Source organism: Winogradskyella sp. PC D3.3 (assembly GCF_054366245.1).
Genome location: NZ_CM135962.1, coordinates 3458083 through 3478155, shown reverse-complemented (window position 1 = coordinate 3478155; position 20073 = coordinate 3458083). Strand labels below are relative to the sequence as shown.

Sequence of the window (20073 nt, the reverse complement as noted above, 5' to 3'; positions counted from 1 at the left end):
TGTTTTTTAATAAGTAAAAATATCGGTCATACAGTAATGCAATCACCAACAAGCAATCACAAAAACAATATATCTTTTAATCCATTTGAAGGACCTGCCATAGAAAAGGTTATTCATACAACACAATCTCAAGCAGAAATTTGGATTGCTTGTAAATTGGGTGGTAAGGATGCGAACAGATCTTTTAATGAATCCATTTCTCTTGTTTTAAATGGAGAATTACAGGTTTCAGTATTAGACAATGCGGTTCAAAATTTAGTTAAAAGACATGAAGCTTTACGTTCGGTTTTTAGTCCAGACGGACGCTTTATGAGTGTGTTGAATTTTATGCCGCTGGAGTTTAGCGTTCAAGACTTATCCGCACTTGCTTCTGATGAAAAAGAAAATCAGCTTTCAGACTATCTATTAGCTGATGCTAATTTTATTTTTGATTTGGTAAAAGGGCCATTAATCAAAGTTGGACTCATAAAAACAAGCGCACAAGAGCATCAGTTAATTATAACGGCGCATCATATTGTATGTGATGGTTGGTCTTTTGGTATTATGCTCGAAGAGTTAGGACAATTGTACTCTTCACTTGTTAAAAAGGAAATCCCAGCACTTCCTAAGGTTGATAGTTTTAGCTCTTATGCCGATGAATTACAAACCTATTTAGGAAGTCAATCTTATGTTGAAACAGAAAAATTTTGGTTAGATCAATATCGCGATTCTGTACCCGAATTAACACTTCCAACGGATTTTCCGAGACCAGAATTGCGAACATTTAAGAGTGAGCGTTTAGATTTCTCGATGGATATGACTTCTGTAAATGCGCTTAAAAAAGCAGGAATAAAAGCAAGTTGCAGTTTTGTGACGACCCTTTTATCTGCTTTTGAAGTTTTTTTAAGCACACAAACAGGACAAAGTGATATTGTTTTAGGGCTACCGTCAGCCGATCAAGCAGCGAGCGGAAAAACCCAAATGATAGGGCATTGTGTCAATTTATTGCCTTTACGTAGTAAGGTGGACTTAAATGTAAGTTTTACAGATTATCTAAAACAACGAAAGGCGGAACTTTTTGATGCCTATGATCACCAAAAATTAAGCTTCGGACAATTGCTTCAAAAGCTTTCTATAGCAAGAGATCCTTCGAGAGTTCCATTAGTTCCTGTCGTTTTTAATATCGATATGGGAATGACTGCTGCAGTTTCATTTTCAGATTTAAATTTTAAATTAAAGAGTAACCCTAGAGCTTATGAAACCTTTGAACTTTTTCTAAATGCTACAGGGTCTGAAAACGATTTAGTTTTAGAATGGTCCTACAATACGGCTTTGTTCAAAAGTGACACCATTGAACAAATGATGATGTCATTTCAGGACTTATTAGAACAAATTGTAGAAAACCCTAATGTAAAGTTAAAAGATATCTTTAAGGTTGACGATGCCCCATATAAGGCTGTTAATGCTACAAACGCTTCTTATCCAAAGTTGCCTTTACATCAACTTATAGCAAATCAAGCTCAGGTTTCACCTCATCAAATAGCATTACAATTCGAAGGTTCTGAAATAACATACCAAGATTTAGAATTACAAGTTAATCGTTTGGCGCATTGTTTAGTCGCTAAGGGAGTTAAACCCAATACCATTGTTGCTATTGCTTCGACGCGTTCCATAGAACTTGTTGTAAGTTTACTGGCTATTGTACAATGTGGAGCGGCATATTTGCCGTTAGATCCTAGTTATCCAAAACACCGATTGGATTTTATGCTAAAGGATTCTGAGGCCGAAGTTCTGATTACTTCAAAGAAAGCACCTATTGCATCTGAAGCTATTTCTAAATCATTAGTGTTAGAAGATTTGTTTTTGGATTTATCAAAATATGCTTCAGATCCCTTAGCACTTTCAGTCGATAGTAATGAAACAGCTTATATACTCTATACTTCAGGATCTACAGGAAATCCTAAAGGAGTCCAAGTAACACACAAAAATTTAGTCAATTTTCTATTTAGTATGTTGCAAGCTCCAGGAATAAAGGCGTCAGATAAGCTTTTGTCGATTACAACAATTTCATTTGATATTGCTGGTCTAGAGTTATTTCTACCGTTGTTAAGTGGAGCAACTTTGGTTATTGCAAATGATGATATTGCCAAAGATGGTCGTTTGTTATTAGACTATATTAAGAGCGAATCAATAACCATGTTACAGGCTACTCCTACGACATGGCAAATGCTATTAGATTCTGGTTGGGCAGATAAATTAGCGATTAAAGCCCTTTGTGGTGGAGAAAAATTACCAATGCCATTGGCAAAGAAAATAGTGCCTAAAGTTAATGCGCTATGGAATATGTATGGACCAACCGAAACCACAATATGGTCCACTACTAAACAGATTTTAATTGACGATGAAATTCTTACGATAGGTCAACCGATTGCTAATACTCAAGTTTATATTTTAAATGATCAAGGTCTTTTAATGAAGCCAGGGACCATTGGAGAAATTGTGATTGGAGGAGATGGTGTTGCAAAAGGCTATTGGAAGCGCGCTGATCTGACTTCAGAGAAGTTTATTTCAAATCCATTTGATGCAGCATCTAATACTAAATTATATAGAACAGGTGATTTAGGTCGATTGCTTAGTAATGGTGAATTTGAATGTTTAGGTCGAATGGATGACCAAGTCAAAATTAGAGGACATCGTATAGAGTTAGGTGAAATAGAAGAAGCTATAATTACTATAGATACTATAGAGTCTTGTGTTGTAATGATAGATGAAGATCGGTTAAAAGCCTTTATTAAAACGAATGATTCAAATGTAGCGTCTCAAAACGAAGTGCAAACATGGAAGACCTATTTAAAAGAGCTTTTACCAGTTTATATGGTGCCACATGAGATGCACCTTATCAATGAATTTCCAACAACTTTAAATGGAAAAATTGATAGAAAAACATTATTAAATAATTCTAAAACAACCTCTGAAAATGCAGGAGATAAAACAGCACCTCGGACTCAAACAGAGAAATTGATAGCAAGAGTTTGGGAGGAATGCTTAAACATTAAGAATATTGATATTTTTAGTAATTTCTTTGAGCTAGGTGGGCATTCTTTAGTGGCCGTAAGAGTGATGGCAAAATTAGAGAACGAAACAGGAGAAAGGCTCCCATTATCGGCTTTAATGACGCACTCTACCATAGCCAAACTTGCAGAATTTATTGAGGTTGATGGAGAGGTGAATTCGTGGGATTCTTTAGTACCTATAAAAACAGATGGGAGTAAAACACCACTTTATGTGGTTCATGGGGAGTTTTATAATGTTTTATTTTTAAATGCATTAGCTAAAAATATAGATAAAGAACAACCGTTGTATGGTTTGCAAGCCAAAGGGCTTAATGGGAAAGATACTCCTCATAATAAAATAGAGGATATGGCAGCACATTATATATCTGAAATCATTAAAACAAACCCAGATGGTCCTTATGCCATTGCAGGATATTCATTTGGAGGTATTGTTGCCTTTGAAATGGCTAAGCAATTGAAAGCTCAAGGTAAAACAGTTGAAAAATTTATATCTTTTGATAGTTATGTTTTTCCATACTATTATTATTCAGATGCGTTTAGAAAGCAATTGATGTATGGATTTTATACCTCTGGAAAAGTTTATTTTGCCTTAAAGACGATGTTTAGTAGTGCTGATAAATTCAAAGCCCGAATGCGTATTTTTAAAAATAAGGTTAATCAACTATATACTAAGGTTAAGCAAAGTGATAAAGAGTCAACAACAGAGCCTAGAGAATTGCAAGATTTGTTAGAGCTTAATATCGGTAAGGAAACATTAGAAAACTTGAGCAGTCATCATAGTTTGGCCGTTGAAAGTTATCATATCGTTCCCGAAGATTTAGAAGTTGATTTAATGATTGCAGAAGATGATGTTTTTTTTAAACATGATAAAAAATATTATGGATGGAAATCTTTAGCTAAGCGTGGAGTAAAAAGACATAGTATTCCTGGCAACCATGCCAATATGTTTGTGGCTCCAAATGATGAACAGTTTAGCCGTGTTTTACAGGAGATATTGGATCGTAAAAATTAAGACGATTTATCAACTTAATTGTATCGGAAATAGAACCTCTGGAATTTTGTTAAAAATAAGATGTAAAGGTCTATTTAAACGTGTTTGTGTTTATCATACTAAGCATAACTATAAAATGGTTATATGGGCTAATAATCAGTAGTTTTAAGGGTTATATTTTTATTTTTTTATAGATAAATACGTATTTTTAACTTATGTTTGGACTTAAGTATGAATTCCAACGACGAGTTGATTTTTGCTACATTATGGTAGTCGAAACAATGGATTTTTTTGTTGATTTTTTAATGACAATTCCCCTTCAGAATTTGATGTAATTAATGTAGTAGTTTTACTAATGTTTAGATTTAGTAAAGTAAAAATAAAAATTTAAATATGTATTTAGGAGACAATAATTTATATAGTAGAAATAAAAAAAAATGGTGTTGTAGTTCTGTTTTTTTAAAGGAAAACTACGGTTTTTAAATTGTTCTCTAAATAAGTTATGTAACTTAAGCTAAACGCAAATCCAAGTATCTTAATTAATTACGTCCTTGAGCCTAAATCTAATGAAGCAACCAAAAAACTATACCACACAATCACAGTCAGAAATTTGGACGGCTTGTAAACTGGGTGGTGCAGACGCCAATAGAGGATATAACGAGTCTGTTTCATTGACATTGTATGGTCCATTAATTAAAAACGTATTATTAGAAGCGATACAAACGTTAGTAAATCGCCATGATTCATTGCGCATAAGTTTTAGTTCAGATGGTCGTTTTATCAATGTTTATAATGAAATTTCTGTAGAGGTAAAAGAACTAGATCTTTCTGAATATAAAGACTTTGAGAAAAATGAAATCGTTAAAGATTACTTGTCTTCAGATGCAAATTATATTTTTGATTTGGTAAAGGGGCCACTTTTCAAATTTGGACTGATTAAGTCTTCTGAAACAGAACATCACTTCATCTTTACGGCACATCATATTATATGCGATGGATGGTCTATAAGAAATATTCTTGAAGAATTAGGCTGTTTGTATTCGGCAGGTGTTCTTAATACAGCACCTAATTTGCCAAAACCAGAAAGTTTTTTAGCCTATGCAAATGAGCGTCAAGAAAATTTGAATAGTGAAGCTTATAAAATTAGTGAGAATTATTGGCTTAAGCAGTATGAAGGTGAGATTCCTCAAATGACATTGGCTACTGATTTCCCTAGGCCTAAAATTAGAACTTATGAAAGTGAGAGATTAGATATTACCATAGGAAGTTCTATAGTGGATGCCCTTAAAAAAACAAGTGGAGACGTTGGATGCCGTTTTTCTGAAACGCTTCTTTCTGCTTTTGAGATTTTTTTACATGCACAAACAAGACAAGATGAAATTGTTCTAGGATTTCTTTCATCAGGTCAAATAGCGAGTAAAAAACCGAAATTGATTGGCCATTGTGTGAATTTACTACCATTACGTAGTAAGATTAATTTAGATATGAGTTTTACAGCGTATCTAAAACAGCGTCAACCGCAAATTGCTGACGCCTATGCGCATCAACAATTTAGCTTTGGTCAATTACTTCAAAAACTTTCGGTAGATAGAGATCCGTCAAGGGTTACATTAGCCCCAATTGTTTTTAATATTGATAAGTATCGGTCTGAAACCATTTCTTTTTCGGGCTTAGATTATACATTAAAAAGTAATCCAAGAGTATACGAAGTTTTCGAACTTTTTCTAAATGCTATAGTTTCTGAAGCCAGTTTAGTTTTTGAATGGTCTTATAATACGGCTATCTTTAAACGTGAAACTATTGAGCAAATGATGGTTTCATTTCAGAATTTATTACAGCAGCTTGTAGAATCACCTCAAACAACATTAGAAACGATTTTTAAAGTCGATGAGTCCGCTTATTATAACCTTAATGATACAGTAATTGACTATCCTTCTTTACCTTTACATCAGCTTATTGCAGAACAAGCACAACGTTGTCCAGATAAGATTGCCTTAAAATTTGAAGCATCACAAATTACATTTAAAGAATTTGATAAACAAGTTAATCAATTGGCACATCGTCTGTCGGAACATGGCGTAAAACCAGGAACGGTTACTGCTGTTGCATTACCAAGGTCTATTGAGTTGGTTATAAGTTTAGTTGCCATAATGCAATGTGGAGCCGCTTATTTACCTTTAGATCCAAATTATCCTCAACAGCGACTCGATTTTATGATGAAAGATTCGAAAGCTGAGGTTTTAATTTCTTCTCAATCATCTCTATTAAGATTAGCATCGGTTTCAAAAACATTACTGTTAGAAGATTTATTTTTAGACTTGTCAAAATATCCTTCTACACCTCAGAATCTTCAGGTTAATATAGACGAAATGGTCTATTTGCTTTACACCTCAGGATCCACAGGAAACCCAAAAGGAGTTCAGGTAACACATAAAAATTTAATAAACTTCCTTTATAGCATGCTTGAAAAACCAGGCATAGAGGAAACAGATAACTTATTATCTATAACAACGATTTCTTTTGATATTGCAGGTCTCGAGTTGTATTTGCCACTGCTAAAAGGTGCCACTTTAGTTATTGCTAATGATGAAACAGCAAGAGATACGCGTTTAATGTTAGACGTTCTTGAAAAAGAAAATATAAGTATATTACAAGCAACACCAACAACTTGGCAAATGTTATTAGATGCCGGTTGGGAAAACCACGTTCCTTTAAAGGCACTTTGTGGAGGTGAAGCGCTTCCTATGAGTTTAGCTACAAAATTATTAAATAGAGTAGATGAACTTTGGAATATGTATGGACCTACAGAAACTACAATTTGGTCCACTGTAAAGCAAATAAATCCCAATGACGATATCATTACCATTGGGACACCAATAGCGAATACACAGCTGTATATTGTAAATGATAATGGACAGTTGATGGCACCTGGAAAAATAGGAGAATTATGTATTGCTGGTGATGGTGTAGCCAAAGGGTATTGGAGACGTCCGGATTTAACTTCCGAAAAGTTTATAAATAATGAATTTAATAAAGCTAATAATACCTTACTTTATAAAACAGGTGATTTAGCAAAACTTTTAACGACGGGAGAAGTCCAGTGTTTAGGTCGTATTGATCAACAAGTAAAAATTAGAGGACACCGTATTGAGCTTGGGGAAATTGAAGAGGCTATTAACAAATTAACAGATGTTGATTCATCGGTTGTTTTAGTTAAAGACGATCGTCTCGAGGCTTATGTCATATCTAATAACGATGAAAAGGTTTCTGGTGATATTATAGATAAGTGGAAAGAAATTCTTTTGAAAGAGCTTCCTAGGTATATGGTTCCTTTAGAGTTTTATTTTTTAAAAGAATTTCCAACAACATTAAATGGGAAAATTGATCGTAATGCATTAAAAGCGAGAACATTTAAAAACAAAGAGTTATCAGACTATACAGCTCCTCGTACGGAAACTGAAACCATTGTAGCATCAATATGGGCAGAATGTTTAAAGCTTAACAAAGTAGATATTTTTAGTGATTTTTTTGAACTTGGAGGGCATTCGCTAATTGCAGTTAAAGTGATGTCGCTTATAGAAAAAGAAACAGGGAAGCGATTGCCTTTGTGTGCATTGATGATTTATCCAACGGTTGAAAAGTTAGCGAAATCAATTGTAGAAGACACTAGAGCTATTTCATGGAGTTCATTGGTTCCTATAAAACCAAAAGGGACTAAAACTCCACTTTATGTCGTACATGGTGCAGAACATAACGTTATGTTTTTAAATGCTTTAGTAAAGAATATAGATGACGATCAGCCAATGTATGGATTACAGTCTAAAGGACTTAATGGTATCGATAAGCCACATGATCGAATTGAAGATATGGCTGCTCATTATATCTCTGAAATCACGAAGTCTAATCCTAATGGACCTTATGTGTTAGCCGGCTATTCATTTGGTGGTGTTATTGCTTTTGAAATGGCAAGACAACTGTTGGCTCAAAATAAGAAAGTAGATAAAGTTATTTTATTAGATAGCTACATTTACCCGTACTACTACTTTGCTAATCCTACTAGAAAAAAGATGGCTCGCATTGAGTATACCATAAGAATGATGCTTTTTATGTCTCAAAAAATGTTTAAGAATAAAGCCAATTTTCAAAGAAGAATGCACTTATTTAAAGAAGGGATAAAGCAGAAATATTTAAGGCTTAAATTTGGAAAAGAAAAACATCATGCTATGCGTTACGGTTGGCCTTATCATTTAGATAGAATGCATAAAAAGGCAATTGGCAATTATCAAATTTTACCTTTAGATATTGAAGTTGATTTATTAAGAGTTGCAGAAGATGATATTTTTTATGCACATGATCCTGATAAGCTAGGTTGGAACAGAATAGCAACTAAGGGTATTAATAAATATTTGATATCAGGAAACCACAGAAATATGCTTTTACCTCCTCATGATAAAAAATTAGGACAGATTTTACAACAGGTGTTAGATAAATAAAATGGAAGCTGCGGAACGACCATACTATAATGAAGATTGTACTTTTGACTCATTAGTACCTTTAAAATCGTATGGAAGTAACCCCCCTCTTTTTATTGTGCACGGTGCAAATTATGAGGTTTTAAATTTTAAAAATTTAGCTGATACTTTGAGTGAAGATCAACCTGTTTATGCCTTACAAGCAAAAGGATTGAAAGGTGATTCAAAACCGCATGATACTGTAGAAGCTATGGCGTCTTATTATATTTCTATGGTGTCTACAATAAATAAGAAAGGTCCCTATATTTTGGGAGGATTTTCTTTTGGAGGTATTATTGCTTTTGAAATGGCAAAGCAGTTAATAGCTCAAGGAAAACGAGTGAAATTTTTATTCCTTTTCGATAGTTATGTTTATCCTTCGTATTACTTCTCTAATCCCTTAAAGAAGAAGGTGGCTTCTAGATTATATACCTTAGGTCAATTAGGCTTTATGGGTTTAAATATGTTTAGTAGTAAGGCTAATTTTAAACGTAGAGTTCGTTTGTTGAAAATTAAGGCCTCTGGATTATATTTAAGATTGAAATATGGAAATGAAAAACAATACCAATTGCAGTTTAATCGGACTTCAAAAATAGATGCATTGCATGGTTTGGCCTTTATAAGATATCATTTAACTCCTCAAAATATCAAGGTAGATTTATTTAGATCTACTAAAAATATTTATTATGCACACGATTTTAAGTATTTAGGCTGGAAAAAAATAGCCTTAGGAGGTGTCTGTAAACATATGTTGCCTGGAAATCATTCAGAAATGTTTTTGTCTCCTGTTGTTGAGGAGTTGGGTGAAAAACTTCAAAAGTTATTAGATCGTGGAGATTAATAGTACTAAAAGTAGTTTGTTTTGTGGGAACTCTAATCTTTTACAGAAAAAAGAAGCGACTTCCGAAAATAGCTATTCAGATATTAAGTTGTTTAAAATAGAATTGTCTAAATACCATCACATCACAGATGTTTTGTTAAGTGTGTTGTCTCCGTTAGAAGTGAAAAGAGCGCAACGCTACCATCACTTAAAAGACACCAATAGATTTATAATTTGTAGGGCCTTACTTAAAATTTTAATAGCTAAAGAGAAAGGGTTAGCTGTTTCTCAAATTTATTTTGAAAAAGAAACAAATCACAAACCCTATTTTCCCATAGATAGAGCCTTGTTTTTTAACGTGTCTCATGCTGGTGATTTTGCTATTATTGCTATTGGTAATTGCGAGTTAGGTGTTGATGTAGAACAGGTTGATGAGCATTTTAATTATTCTGATATTCTTTCAACCGTCTTTAGTGCTGAAGAAATTAGTTTTATAAAGGATTTTGAATTTGAAAGACGTCTGTTTTATAAATTCTGGACTAGAAAAGAAGCTATTGTAAAAGCGATAGGAAAAGGCATTGATGACGATTTTTCTAAAATCCCAGTAGCCGATGGTAACCATGAAGTGCCAACTTCTTTGGTACAAGATTTCAAAAATATCAATGTTTATAGTTTAGAATTACAAGCAGATTATTTTGTTGCCATAGCGTATACACAAGAAAATAAAACGTTTGACTTTTATCCAATTCCACAAGCAGATGAATTACTCGTTTTATTAAGAAATTGGGGAGTGTAACATAAGTTACGTATAGTAAGTGTGAAACGTTGTAACTTTATTTAAACTTTGTGAGGAATGAAAAATACTATTATTTTAATTGTTTTAGCGCTATATTTTACCAGTTGTAATTCAAATAAACCGGAAACTAGCGCTTACGGTAAAGTTGATAAACCAACACTAATTTCAGAGCATCCTGGTAAAAAGTTAATGGAAACCAATTGTTATGTGTGTCATAATCCTACAGCAACACAAACCGATAGAATTGGACCTCCAATGATTGCCATTAAAAAACATTATATTAATAGTGAAACGAGTAAAGAAGATTTTATTGCTTCAATGCAAGCTTGGATTAAAAATCCAAATGCAGAGGATGCTAAAATGTATGGAGCTGTAAAACGATTTGGTGTGATGCCTAAACAAGCATTTGCAGAGAAAACTATAGAACAGATTGCAGATTATATGTATGATTATAATATAGAACAACCCGAATGGTTTGAGGAGCATTTTAATCAAGAGAGTGGTAAAGGTATGGGTATGGGAAATGGTCAAGCTAAAAAACAGGGTATGCAACAAGCCCAAACTAATTTTGAAGACTTGTCTTATGGAGAGAGAGGCTTAAAGTACGCCTTGACAACAAAAGCCGTTTTGGGTAAAAATTTAATGGGCACTATTCAGAAAAAAGGAGTATTAGAAGCCTTAACGTTTTGTAATGAGCGTGCTTATCCTTTAACAGATAGTATGTCAGTGGTGCATAATGCTGTTATTAGACGTGTGTCGGATAAACCAAGAAATCCAAAAAATAAGGCAAATTTAGAAGAATTAGATTATATAAATATCTTTAAAAAAGTTATCGCCAATAATGAAGAGGCAAGCCCAATTGTAAAAGAAATGGATACTAAAGTAAAGGTTTATTATCCAATTACGACTAACGCAATGTGTCTTCAATGTCACGGAAAACCTAATGAAACATTGAATGAAACCACTTTAACTAGAATTAAGAGTTTATATCCTATGGATAAAGCAATTGGTTATAATATTAACGAGGTAAGAGGGATCTGGAGTATCACTTACGATAAATAAAAACAAGTTAGGTATGAGCAAATTTTCAGAAATAATAAATCAAGATCAACCCGTTTTAGTTGATTTTTTTGCAGATTGGTGTGGACCATGTAAAATGTTGAGTCCAATTTTAAAACAAGTAAAAGAAGCTATGGGTGAAGATGTTAGTATCATTAAAATTGATGTTGACAAAAATCAAGCGTTAGCTTCAAAATATCAAGTGAGAGGAGTGCCAACTATGTTATTGTTTAAAAACGGTAAACAAGTATGGAGGCAGTCTGGAGTGCTTCAAAAAGATGATCTTATAAATATTATAACGACGACTAATTAGTAAATTGAGACTTATTCATATCAATATGACGTGGGTTTTGTTTTTTAGGTTTAATGACAAATATCATTTTTCTTAAAGCTTATTGTTCTTAATTTTACAGTCTCAAAAACTAAATAAACACAAATATGATTAATACATTGATAGCATTATATAGTTGGACTAGTGGAGTTGTTATGATTGCCATTTTCGCGTTGGTTTGTATTTCGCTGGTTGGTATTCTAATTAACTTTATTTCAAAAAGTAAAAGTCATGACGAGTCTAATAATCTTAATGAAGAAGATAATAATGAAGCAAAGTCAGAGTATTAATTAAAGCTAATTATAGATTTAAAAAGAGGGTGGTTAATGTTAACGACCCTCTTTTTTTGTGTTGAATTAAAATTTATACTGTAAAAATGCTGAAAAATTTCGACCAGGTTCTGTAATTGGTGTGCTTCCTAAATCTGCTTGGTTTGTAAAAGAGAAGTTTAAATGGTTACTATAAGCTTCATCAAAAGCATTAATCACAGCAACACCTAAAGTCATATTCTTAATAGGTTTTACACCCAAACGAATATCTAAGGTTTGATAACCGTCTGTAGCTGTTTCCCCAAAGCTTCTTGAAATATGATCTTGTTTAGATACCAAGTTGTATTGAACATTGGCCCAATATTTAGATTTATTAATGCCTAGTGATAATCTTGTTGTCAATGGAGGTGTCAGTGGTAATGATTCTTCTAAATCCTTGTTTTTGGCATAGACATAAGAAAATTCAGATTTAAAATAATAATGATTTAAAAAATCGATTTGTGCCATCACTTCAAATCCAGTTTTGTAGGCTTCGTTAAGATTTCTAAATACTTTAGGATTCGTTGGCTCTAACATTGGGTTAAACTTCCGAGTTAACGATTCATCTACAATACCAACAATATAATTTTCAAAGAAGGAATAGTAGAATGAGGTTTCATATTTAAAGCTATTAAAACCATTTTTTAAGGGCTCATTACCTTTAAAACCAATTTCAAACTGATTATTAACTTCAGCCTTCAAATCCGGATTACCAATATATTCATAAGGGTCTTGACCCACTGTAAAATGATTAATAAAGCGTTCAATCATATTCGCAGAACGTACTCCACGACCATAAGCCGCTTCTAAAGTGAATTTGTCTGAAACGCTTTTTTTAACAGAAACAGTTCCACTGACGTTATGTTCGGTTCGTTTTTCAAGATTGTACATGGCTGCAAAGTCTTCTTCAGGATCTTGTATATCTGAAACCACATTATCATATCGCAATCCAGCAGTAAAAATAGTATTTGCCCCTAAATTGTATTTCGCTTCTGTAAATACACCTATATCTGTAATATAAGAATCTTGCCAAACTTTGTCATTAAATGTTACTGGTGTTGGTAAAGGATTGCCATTCATTACTTTTACTAATCGTGTTCTGCCACCATCTCTGGCAATATGCAGGGCATCTAATCCAGAAAAGATATTTAATTTTTCAAAAGGTTTCCAGTTAAGTTCTATTTTTCCACCAGCTGTAACAGCATCAACAGCAGAAGCGGCTTCCATCATCATAAAAGAAGGTCTCTTGTCGTTAGTCATTAAATGATCGACATAACTATAATAGGCTTTTGCCGTTAGAGATTTTATTGTTTTTCCGATGTTATCTAATGTGTAATCTAAAGAAAGAATGCTACTATTGTCATACTCAGTATCCATTGGTAAGGCAGCATGTAAAATATCTCGCCCAAAAGATTGTCTCCAATGTGCTTGTAAGCGTTGGTCCTCCGAAAAATTATAACCTAATTTAATACCATAATCTGTACTTCTAAATGACGAAGGGATTTCGGTGCCATCTCCATCGTTATAATTACCAAAATCTCTATAACCAGCATTAGCCACAATATCGTATTTATCTTGAATGTATTGCAGTTGCACTAAATTAACCAGTGAGTTACCGTTACTTTCGTAGCCACCAGAAACTTTTCCGTGCAATCCATAATCTTCATAATCTGGTTTTTGAGTTACCAAATTAACAATGCCTCCAAAAGTCGCTCCGTAGCGTACAGTATATGGTCCTTTTATGATTTCAATTTTTGAAATTTCTTCAGGAATAATATGTGTTGTGATAGGATCCATGCGGTTCGGACAAGCGTGCATGGCCTTTGTCCCTCCATCATATTGAATATTGAGTTGTTCGTATTGTGCCCCTCTAAACGACGGATCTATAGCATAATTTCCTCTTTTTATAACTGAAAAGCCATTGATGTTATTGAATAAATCAGCAACGTTTTTTGGCTGGACAATTGTTTCGTCATAGTTATTAGTAACAACCGTTAATACTGGGTCCGTTTTTAAATTTCCAGTTACAATAACTTCATTAAGTTTTGTTGTTTTCTGTGTCGTGGTATCGTTTTTGATCTCTTTTTGTTCTTGACCATAGGATACAGCTGTAATTAGTGCGCATAAAAGCACACTGCAAAATATTTTCATACTAGAGTTATGTTTATTTAATTTGAATAATTGTGATAGTAATTGCTATCAATAAATGAAGGATTATACTCTAGGTGGATGAAAACAGTAGTTCAAATTATTAAAACTATATAAGTTAAGATAATAAGATGTAAAGCGTGTGTTTTTAATTAATGTATCTTGAGTTAATTGAAATGAAGTATTAGGACATGGATACAAAATAAGTTCCTTAAAATCAATGATGCTTTTTGGTATGTTTTGATCGCTGCTTTGGGATTCTGCAACCTTTATTAATTGACATTTCCCATTACACTCCAATTAGGGTTTGTCTTTGTTCTCACATAGATTTTCTACAAATCCTATGGGATCTAAGGTGTAATACGCATACGTCAACGAAGTTCTAGTACTATTGAAAATAATCAATAATAACAAGAATAGTACAAAAACGGGTTGGAGTATCTTCATTTAGAAATTATGGAATAGCTTCTTAATTATTGAACTGATCTTAGTCATTGCTCGTAATTGTAATAGAAACTAATTTTATTGTCAATATCAAAGTTCACTATAAAATACTCATGATAGGGTAACTTTAGTTACATAGTTAAAATCTATTGTGAGTTATATTTGTTATAAATTAATTAAATACATATAGCGTTATGAATACTACAGAATCAATACACGAAGAGCAATCGTTTTCAATGCCAAGAATTGGAGATAAAGCACCAGAATTTAAAGCCGTAACAACACAAGGGGATATTAATTACCCGTCAGATTATAAAGGAAAATGGTCTATACTATTTAGTCATCCAGCAGATTTTACACCTGTTTGTACATCTGAGTTTATAACATTTGCACATTTAGAAGAAAAATTTGAAAAAGCAAACTGTAGCCTTATTGGATTGTCTATAGATGGTTTATATAGCCATATTGCATGGTTAAGAACGATTAAGGATAAAATTGAATTTAACGGCATGAAAAATATTGAAGTTAAGTTCCCTTTAATTGAAGACATCTCTATGGAAGTTGCAAAAAAATACGGTATGATTCAACCTGGAGAAAGTAAAACCCAAGCCGTTAGAGCGGTATTTTTTGTAGATCCAAATGAAACCGTAAGAGCTATTATTTATTACCCATTGAGTTTAGGACGTAATTTTGATGAGTTATACAGAGCCTTAATAGCGATGCAAACAGCAGATAAATTTAATGTGGCAACACCTGCTGATTGGAATCCTGGTGACGATGTTATTGTATCACCAGCAGGATCTTGTGGTGTAGCGGAAGAACGAATGACATCTTCAGAAGATTTAGATTGTAAAGATTGGTTCTTCTGTACTAAGAAGCTAGATAAAGATTTAGTGTTAGACACAATTCTCAAAAAATAAATAATTATAACATTTAAAGAGCCTCTTTTAGAGGCTCTTTTTGTAATTTTAAGTACATCAATAGAACGAGAGGAATTGAAAACAGAAAATCCATCAAAAAAAGATTATGTATTTGTGGGGATTCAGCTTTTGCTTTTTGTCTCTTATGTTTTCCCTATTAAAATAAGAGTTGTAAACCTTGTCGGATGGTTACGATATTCGGGTTTAGTCATAGCCATATTAGGTTTTATATTAGGAGGCATAGCGCTATTTCAAATAAATACAAAAATATCACCGTTTCCTACCCCCATAGCAAGTAGTAAATTGCATACCGATGGTGCTTTTGCTTTGGCTAGGCATCCTATTTATACGAGTATTTTGGCAATCACTTTAGGGTATGCTTTATATGATGCCTCTATATATAAATTGGTGATAGGGATTTTATTGGTGCTGTTGTTTTATTTCAAATCAATATATGAAGAACAATTGCTCTTAAACAAATTTCCTGAATACTCGATTTATAAACTAAAAACCAGACGATTTATTTAGCACTTTATGACGAACAATACTGCAGACTTTTGGAATGAACGGTATGCAAATGAAGAATTTGTTTATGGTACCAAACCTAATGCGTTTTTTAAGCAACAATTAGATGAACTAAAGCCAAGAAAAATATTGCTTCCAGCTGAAGGTGAGGGGCGCAATGCAGTATACGCAGCAACACAAGGTTGGGAAGTTACTGCTTTTGACATGAGTATTAAAGGTAAAGAAAAAGCGTTGAAATTAGCAAAATTGAAAGATGTTAATATTACTTATGAAGTTATAGGTGTACAAGAATTTAAAACCGATGAGAAATTTGATGTTATAGGTTTAAGTTTTGTGCATTTTCCAATAGATATTCGTAAAAAAGCACACCAACATTTACTACAATTTTTAAAAAAAAGAGGTATTATTATTTTTGAAGCATTTGTAAAAGCGCAATTAAATTATAGTTCTGGTGGCCCTAAAAAGGAAGAAATGTTATTTTCTATTGATGAAGTAATACAAGAATTTATCGGATTAGAATTTAAAATATTAGAAGAAAAAACAATTGAACTGTCAGAAGGCAATTATCATAAAGGAAAGGCTCAGGTCATTCGATTTGTTGGTGTAAAAATGTAATCGAAGAGCTAAGTGTATATTTTCTTATTTTTAATAACCCAAAACTGTAACTATTGTGACATAGAGAATTTTTTTTAATGATAACTTTGTAACATCCAAAATAAGACATATGGAAGATATGCTATTCTATGATCGTATGCAGTTTGCATTTACGATCACATTTCACTACTTATTTCCGCAATTAACCATGGGATTATCCTTAATGATCGTCTATTTTAAATGGAAATTCCTCAGGACAAAAATTGACAAATACAACGATGCTGCAAAATTCTGGATGAAGATTTTTGCGCTCAACTTTGCTATGGGTGTCGTCACAGGTATTCCAATGGAATTTCAATTTGGGACCAATTGGGCTAAATTTTCAGAACTTACAGGTGGCATTATCGGCCAGACTTTAGCCATGGAAGGGATGTTTTCCTTCTTTTTAGAATCGTCCTTTTTAGGACTCTTTTTATTTGGTGAAAAACTATTAGGTCATAAACTTCATTTTTTAACTGGTTTTTTAGTCTTTTTAGGGTCTTGGGCAAGTGGTTATTTAATTATTGCCACCCATTCTTGGATGCAATATCCAGTAGGCTATGAAGTTCTTGAAAACGGGAAATTTGTACTCAATAATTTTGGAGCGCTATTCTCAAATCCATGGTTATTGCCAGCCTATTTGCATAATCAAGCTGCTTCTTTAGTAACGTCCTCGTTTGTCGTTGCAGCAATAGGAGCGTTTTATTTGTTAAATAATAAGCATCATGAATTCGGAAAGCTATTTGTAAAAACAGGTGTCATTTTCGGATTAATTTCTAGTTTGTTAGTGGCTTTTCCAACAGGAGATTGGGCTGCTAAAAATGTAGCAGAACACCAACCCGTTACCTTTGCAGCCATGGAAGGTATTTTTGAAACCGAAGAAGGTGGTTCAGAAATTGTTTTGATAGGGCAACCTAATATGTTAGAAAAGAAGCTAGACAATAAAATAGCAGTTCCAAATATATTGAGCTTCTTAACGTATCAAGAATGGGACGCTCAGATAAAAGGACTAAATGAATTTGATGAAAGTGTACATCCAACTAACGTTCCTGGATTGTATTATTCTTATCATATTATGGTAGGCTTAGGCACTGTTTTTATTGGTTTAATGTTATTGGCTGTAGTACAATTATTCAGAAAACGACTATATAAAACCAAATGGATTTTATGGTCGCTTATGTTTATGTTGCCTTTTCCATACATCGCTAATACTACAGGTTGGTATACAGCAGAATTAGGTAGACAACCTTGGCTCGTTTATAATTTATTACGAACAGCAGATGGGGCATCTCCAACGGTGTCTTCTGGTAATACATTATTTACATTACTCGGCTTTATAGGTTTATATCTACTTTTAGGATTGTTATTTTTAATGCTAGCAGGAAAAATTATTAATAAAGGACCACAACTAAATCAACAACACTAATTATGGAATTATTTTGGTATATCGTTTTAATGACAATGTTAGCTGTTTATGTGATTTTAGACGGTTACGATTTTGGAGCAGGAATAGTACATCTGTTTTTTGCAAAAGAAGAAAAAGATAAAAAAGCTATAACTAACGCCATTGGTCCATTTTGGGATGCCAATGAAGTGTGGTTAATTGCTGCTGGTGGTGTTTTGTTTTTTGCATTTCCTACATTATACGCATCATCGTTTAGTGGATTTTATTTGCCTTTAATCATGATTTTATGGTTGCTTATTTTTAGAGCAATTGGCTTAGAACTTAGAGGTCAAATTCACAATAAAATGTGGGAATCCATTTGGGATAAAGCTTTTGGAATTGCGAGTTTATTGTTAGCGCTCTTTTTTGGTGTTGCATTGGGTAACGTTGTAAGAGGTGTTAACTTAGGGAATGTGGTTAATGGAGTTTCTACCTATGAAGCTCATTATTTCTTTCTACCACTTTGGAATCCAACTTTTAGCCCGCAAGCAGAACAATTAGGGATTTTAGATTGGTTTACGGTACTACTAGGAATCATCGGTGTTGTGGCTTTGACCATACATGGTGCGAATTGGATTATTTTTAAAACGAATGCAAACATTAATGAAAAATTAAAGAAAGTGGTCTTCAATCTAAATATAGTGTTGTCAGCTTTAGTGATTATTTCCCTTTTAATTTGGCATATTATTGAACCACAACCATTTCATAATTTTATAGATAATCCTTGGTTATGGATTTTTCCTATAATTACGTTTACTGGATTGTTTGGCTTATTTAAAGTGAAAACGTTTAAAAAACACGGCATGGGCTTCTTGTTTTCTTCTTTATTTCTAGGGGGAGGCTTAGCATCAACAGTGGCATCGATTTTCCCAAAAGTATTGCCTTCTACCAATAATATTAATCCAGATTTAACCTTGTATAATGTAGCAGCTCACGAATATGGATTGTCGGTTGGTGTATATTGGTTTGTAATTGCAGCAGTTTTAGTCGCTATTTATATGATTATTCAATATAAAGTCTTTAAAGGAAAAATGGATGATGTTGGTTATGGAGAGCATTAATTAATAGTGTTATTATGACGGGTACTTTAATTTCTTTAATTAGTATTTTTTTAGGAATCATTTCTTCTAATGTATTTGGATATTTTAAAAAGAAGTATTCTTTTGGCTTTACAGGAAATACATTAGTTGGTGTATTTGGAAGTATCTTATTGGTCAAAACTTTTGGTAGATTGGGTTTTGATCCATGGCACATAATGAATGATGGAGATTTTGATGGTTTAAGATTAACAATCAATTTGTTTATGTCTGCTTTAGGCGGTATTCTAGGTCTTATATTTGCTAAAATGATTTATAATAAAATGAACAAATAGAGTGCCTAAAACAGAATTCAAAAGTTAAAAAATAATCAAACAGGTGATGGTTTGATTATTTTTTGTAAATTTATTAACCAATTGGTTAAACCACATAGTTGAAATGAAAAAAACAAAAGACGAAAATACCGAAGAGCTAATACTAAATGCAGCAAAACACATTTTTCAATCTAAAGGAATGGTTGGCGCAAGAATGCAAGAAATAGCCGATAAGGCAGGTATTAATAAAGCGATGTTGCATTATTACTATAGAAATAAGCAGTTATTGTTTGAAGCCGTTTTTAAGAATGCGTTTTCGTTGTTAGCACCACAATTGAATGCCGTTTTAAATGATGATTCTTCTATTGAAGATAAAGTGAAAAATTTCACATTAAACTATATCAACTTTATAGCGAAGCATCCGTATTTGCCAAATTTTATCATTCAAGAACTCAATAGGAATCCAGATTTTCTTTTAAAAATGAAAGACAATCCAGCTTTTCCTAATATTGAAAAGTTTAAGAAACAAGTCGCTCAGGAAGTTGAAAAAGGTATTTTAAAACCTATTAGTGCCGAACAATTATTTATCAATATTATGGCTTTAAATGTTTTTCCGTTTGTAGCAAAACCGTTACTCGTGGCATTTACTAATACCGATGATGAAACCTACAAACAACTCATAGAAGATCGTAAAACCGAAGTTGCCGACTTTATTATTAATTCTATAAAGCATACTTAA

15 protein-coding genes are annotated in these 20073 nt (G+C 33.0%); 14 read left to right on the top strand and 1 reads right to left on the bottom strand.

Annotation, left to right across the window (positions count from 1 at the left end; all coding sequences use genetic code 11):
* Window positions 1-36: 36 nt before the first annotated feature.
* From ACXGSQ_RS15335 to ACXGSQ_RS15305, 7 genes are all read left to right on the top strand, one after another.
* Window positions 37-4065, top strand: coding sequence for an amino acid adenylation domain-containing protein (locus ACXGSQ_RS15335; RefSeq protein ID WP_458627026.1), 4029 nt, complete (start codon window positions 37-39; stop codon window positions 4063-4065).
* A gap of 545 nt (window positions 4066-4610) precedes the next feature.
* Window positions 4611-8537 (top strand): non-ribosomal peptide synthetase, encoded by a 3927-nt coding sequence (locus ACXGSQ_RS15330; RefSeq protein ID WP_458627025.1) that lies wholly within the window; start codon window positions 4611-4613, stop codon window positions 8535-8537.
* 1 nt (window position 8538) lies between these two features.
* A complete protein-coding gene (locus ACXGSQ_RS15325) occupies window positions 8539-9396 on the top strand; it encodes a thioesterase domain-containing protein (protein WP_458627024.1) in 858 nt (285 codons plus the stop codon).
* Window positions 9386-10171, top strand: a complete 786-nt coding sequence (locus ACXGSQ_RS15320) for a 4'-phosphopantetheinyl transferase family protein (protein ID WP_458627023.1) — start codon at window positions 9386-9388, stop codon at window positions 10169-10171. The genes ACXGSQ_RS15325 and ACXGSQ_RS15320 overlap by 11 nt, the downstream gene beginning before the upstream one ends.
* 57 nt (window positions 10172-10228) lie before the next feature.
* On the top strand, window positions 10229-11233 hold the full coding sequence (locus ACXGSQ_RS15315) for a c-type heme family protein (protein WP_458627022.1): 1005 nt from the start codon (window positions 10229-10231) through the stop codon (window positions 11231-11233).
* Window positions 11234-11246: 13 nt separating this feature from the next.
* Window positions 11247-11543 (top strand): thioredoxin, encoded by a 297-nt coding sequence (gene trxA, locus ACXGSQ_RS15310; protein WP_458627021.1) that lies wholly within the window; start codon window positions 11247-11249, stop codon window positions 11541-11543.
* A 125-nt stretch (window positions 11544-11668) separates the two neighbouring features.
* The gene (locus ACXGSQ_RS15305; protein WP_458627020.1) at window positions 11669-11851 is read left to right on the top strand and encodes a hypothetical protein; all 183 of its coding nucleotides are present in this window, start codon (window positions 11669-11671) and stop codon (window positions 11849-11851) included.
* 66 nt (window positions 11852-11917) lie between these two features.
* Here the strand turns inward: ACXGSQ_RS15305 and ACXGSQ_RS15300 are convergent, their stop codons facing one another.
* On the bottom strand, window positions 11918-14020 hold the full coding sequence (locus ACXGSQ_RS15300) for a TonB-dependent receptor domain-containing protein (protein ID WP_458627019.1): 2103 nt from the start codon (window positions 14018-14020) through the stop codon (window positions 11918-11920).
* A 635-nt stretch (window positions 14021-14655) separates the two neighbouring features.
* Here ACXGSQ_RS15300 and ACXGSQ_RS15295 point away from each other — a divergent pair.
* The 7 genes from ACXGSQ_RS15295 (at window position 14656) to ACXGSQ_RS15265 (ending at window position 20073) form a co-directional block, all read left to right on the top strand.
* Entirely contained in the window at window positions 14656-15381 is a 726-nt protein-coding gene (locus ACXGSQ_RS15295; RefSeq protein WP_458627018.1) for a peroxiredoxin, read from the top strand.
* Window positions 15382-15456: 75 nt separating this feature from the next.
* On the top strand, window positions 15457-15909 hold the full coding sequence (locus tag ACXGSQ_RS15290; protein ID WP_458627017.1) for a methyltransferase family protein: 453 nt from the start codon (window positions 15457-15459) through the stop codon (window positions 15907-15909).
* Between the two features lie 6 nt (window positions 15910-15915).
* On the top strand, window positions 15916-16521 hold the full coding sequence (locus tag ACXGSQ_RS15285; protein ID WP_458627016.1) for a class I SAM-dependent methyltransferase: 606 nt from the start codon (window positions 15916-15918) through the stop codon (window positions 16519-16521).
* A 109-nt stretch (window positions 16522-16630) separates the two neighbouring features.
* Complete coding sequence (locus ACXGSQ_RS15280) at window positions 16631-17965, top strand: cytochrome ubiquinol oxidase subunit I (protein ID WP_458627015.1); 1335 nt, start codon at window positions 16631-16633, stop codon at window positions 17963-17965.
* Between the two features lie 2 nt (window positions 17966-17967).
* On the top strand, window positions 17968-19044 hold the full coding sequence (gene cydB, locus ACXGSQ_RS15275; RefSeq protein ID WP_458627014.1) for a cytochrome d ubiquinol oxidase subunit II: 1077 nt from the start codon (window positions 17968-17970) through the stop codon (window positions 19042-19044).
* 14 nt (window positions 19045-19058) lie between these two features.
* Window positions 19059-19355 carry a hypothetical protein gene (locus ACXGSQ_RS15270; protein WP_458627013.1) on the top strand — a complete coding sequence of 99 codons (297 nt, stop codon included), beginning with the start codon at window positions 19059-19061 and terminating at the stop codon, window positions 19353-19355.
* 103 nt (window positions 19356-19458) lie between these two features.
* Window positions 19459-20073 (top strand): TetR/AcrR family transcriptional regulator, encoded by a 615-nt coding sequence (locus tag ACXGSQ_RS15265; protein WP_344712724.1) that lies wholly within the window; start codon window positions 19459-19461, stop codon window positions 20071-20073.

Coding starts and splice junctions, on each gene's coding strand:
- ACXGSQ_RS15335 (WP_458627026.1), top strand. CDS start 37: ATGCAATCACCAACAAGCAATCACAAAAACAATATATCTTTTAATCCA.
- ACXGSQ_RS15330 (WP_458627025.1), top strand. CDS start 4,611: ATGAAGCAACCAAAAAACTATACCACACAATCACAGTCAGAAATTTGG.
- ACXGSQ_RS15325 (WP_458627024.1), top strand. CDS start 8,539: ATGGAAGCTGCGGAACGACCATACTATAATGAAGATTGTACTTTTGAC.
- ACXGSQ_RS15315 (WP_458627022.1), top strand. CDS start 10,229: ATGAAAAATACTATTATTTTAATTGTTTTAGCGCTATATTTTACCAGT.
- trxA (WP_458627021.1), top strand. CDS start 11,247: ATGAGCAAATTTTCAGAAATAATAAATCAAGATCAACCCGTTTTAGTT.
- ACXGSQ_RS15305 (WP_458627020.1), top strand. CDS start 11,669: ATGATTAATACATTGATAGCATTATATAGTTGGACTAGTGGAGTTGTT.
- ACXGSQ_RS15300 (WP_458627019.1), bottom strand. CDS start 14,020: ATGAAAATATTTTGCAGTGTGCTTTTATGCGCACTAATTACAGCTGTA.
- ACXGSQ_RS15295 (WP_458627018.1), top strand. CDS start 14,656: ATGAATACTACAGAATCAATACACGAAGAGCAATCGTTTTCAATGCCA.
- ACXGSQ_RS15285 (WP_458627016.1), top strand. CDS start 15,916: ATGACGAACAATACTGCAGACTTTTGGAATGAACGGTATGCAAATGAA.
- ACXGSQ_RS15280 (WP_458627015.1), top strand. CDS start 16,631: ATGGAAGATATGCTATTCTATGATCGTATGCAGTTTGCATTTACGATC.
- cydB (WP_458627014.1), top strand. CDS start 17,968: ATGGAATTATTTTGGTATATCGTTTTAATGACAATGTTAGCTGTTTAT.
- ACXGSQ_RS15270 (WP_458627013.1), top strand. CDS start 19,059: ATGACGGGTACTTTAATTTCTTTAATTAGTATTTTTTTAGGAATCATT.
- ACXGSQ_RS15265 (WP_344712724.1), top strand. CDS start 19,459: ATGAAAAAAACAAAAGACGAAAATACCGAAGAGCTAATACTAAATGCA.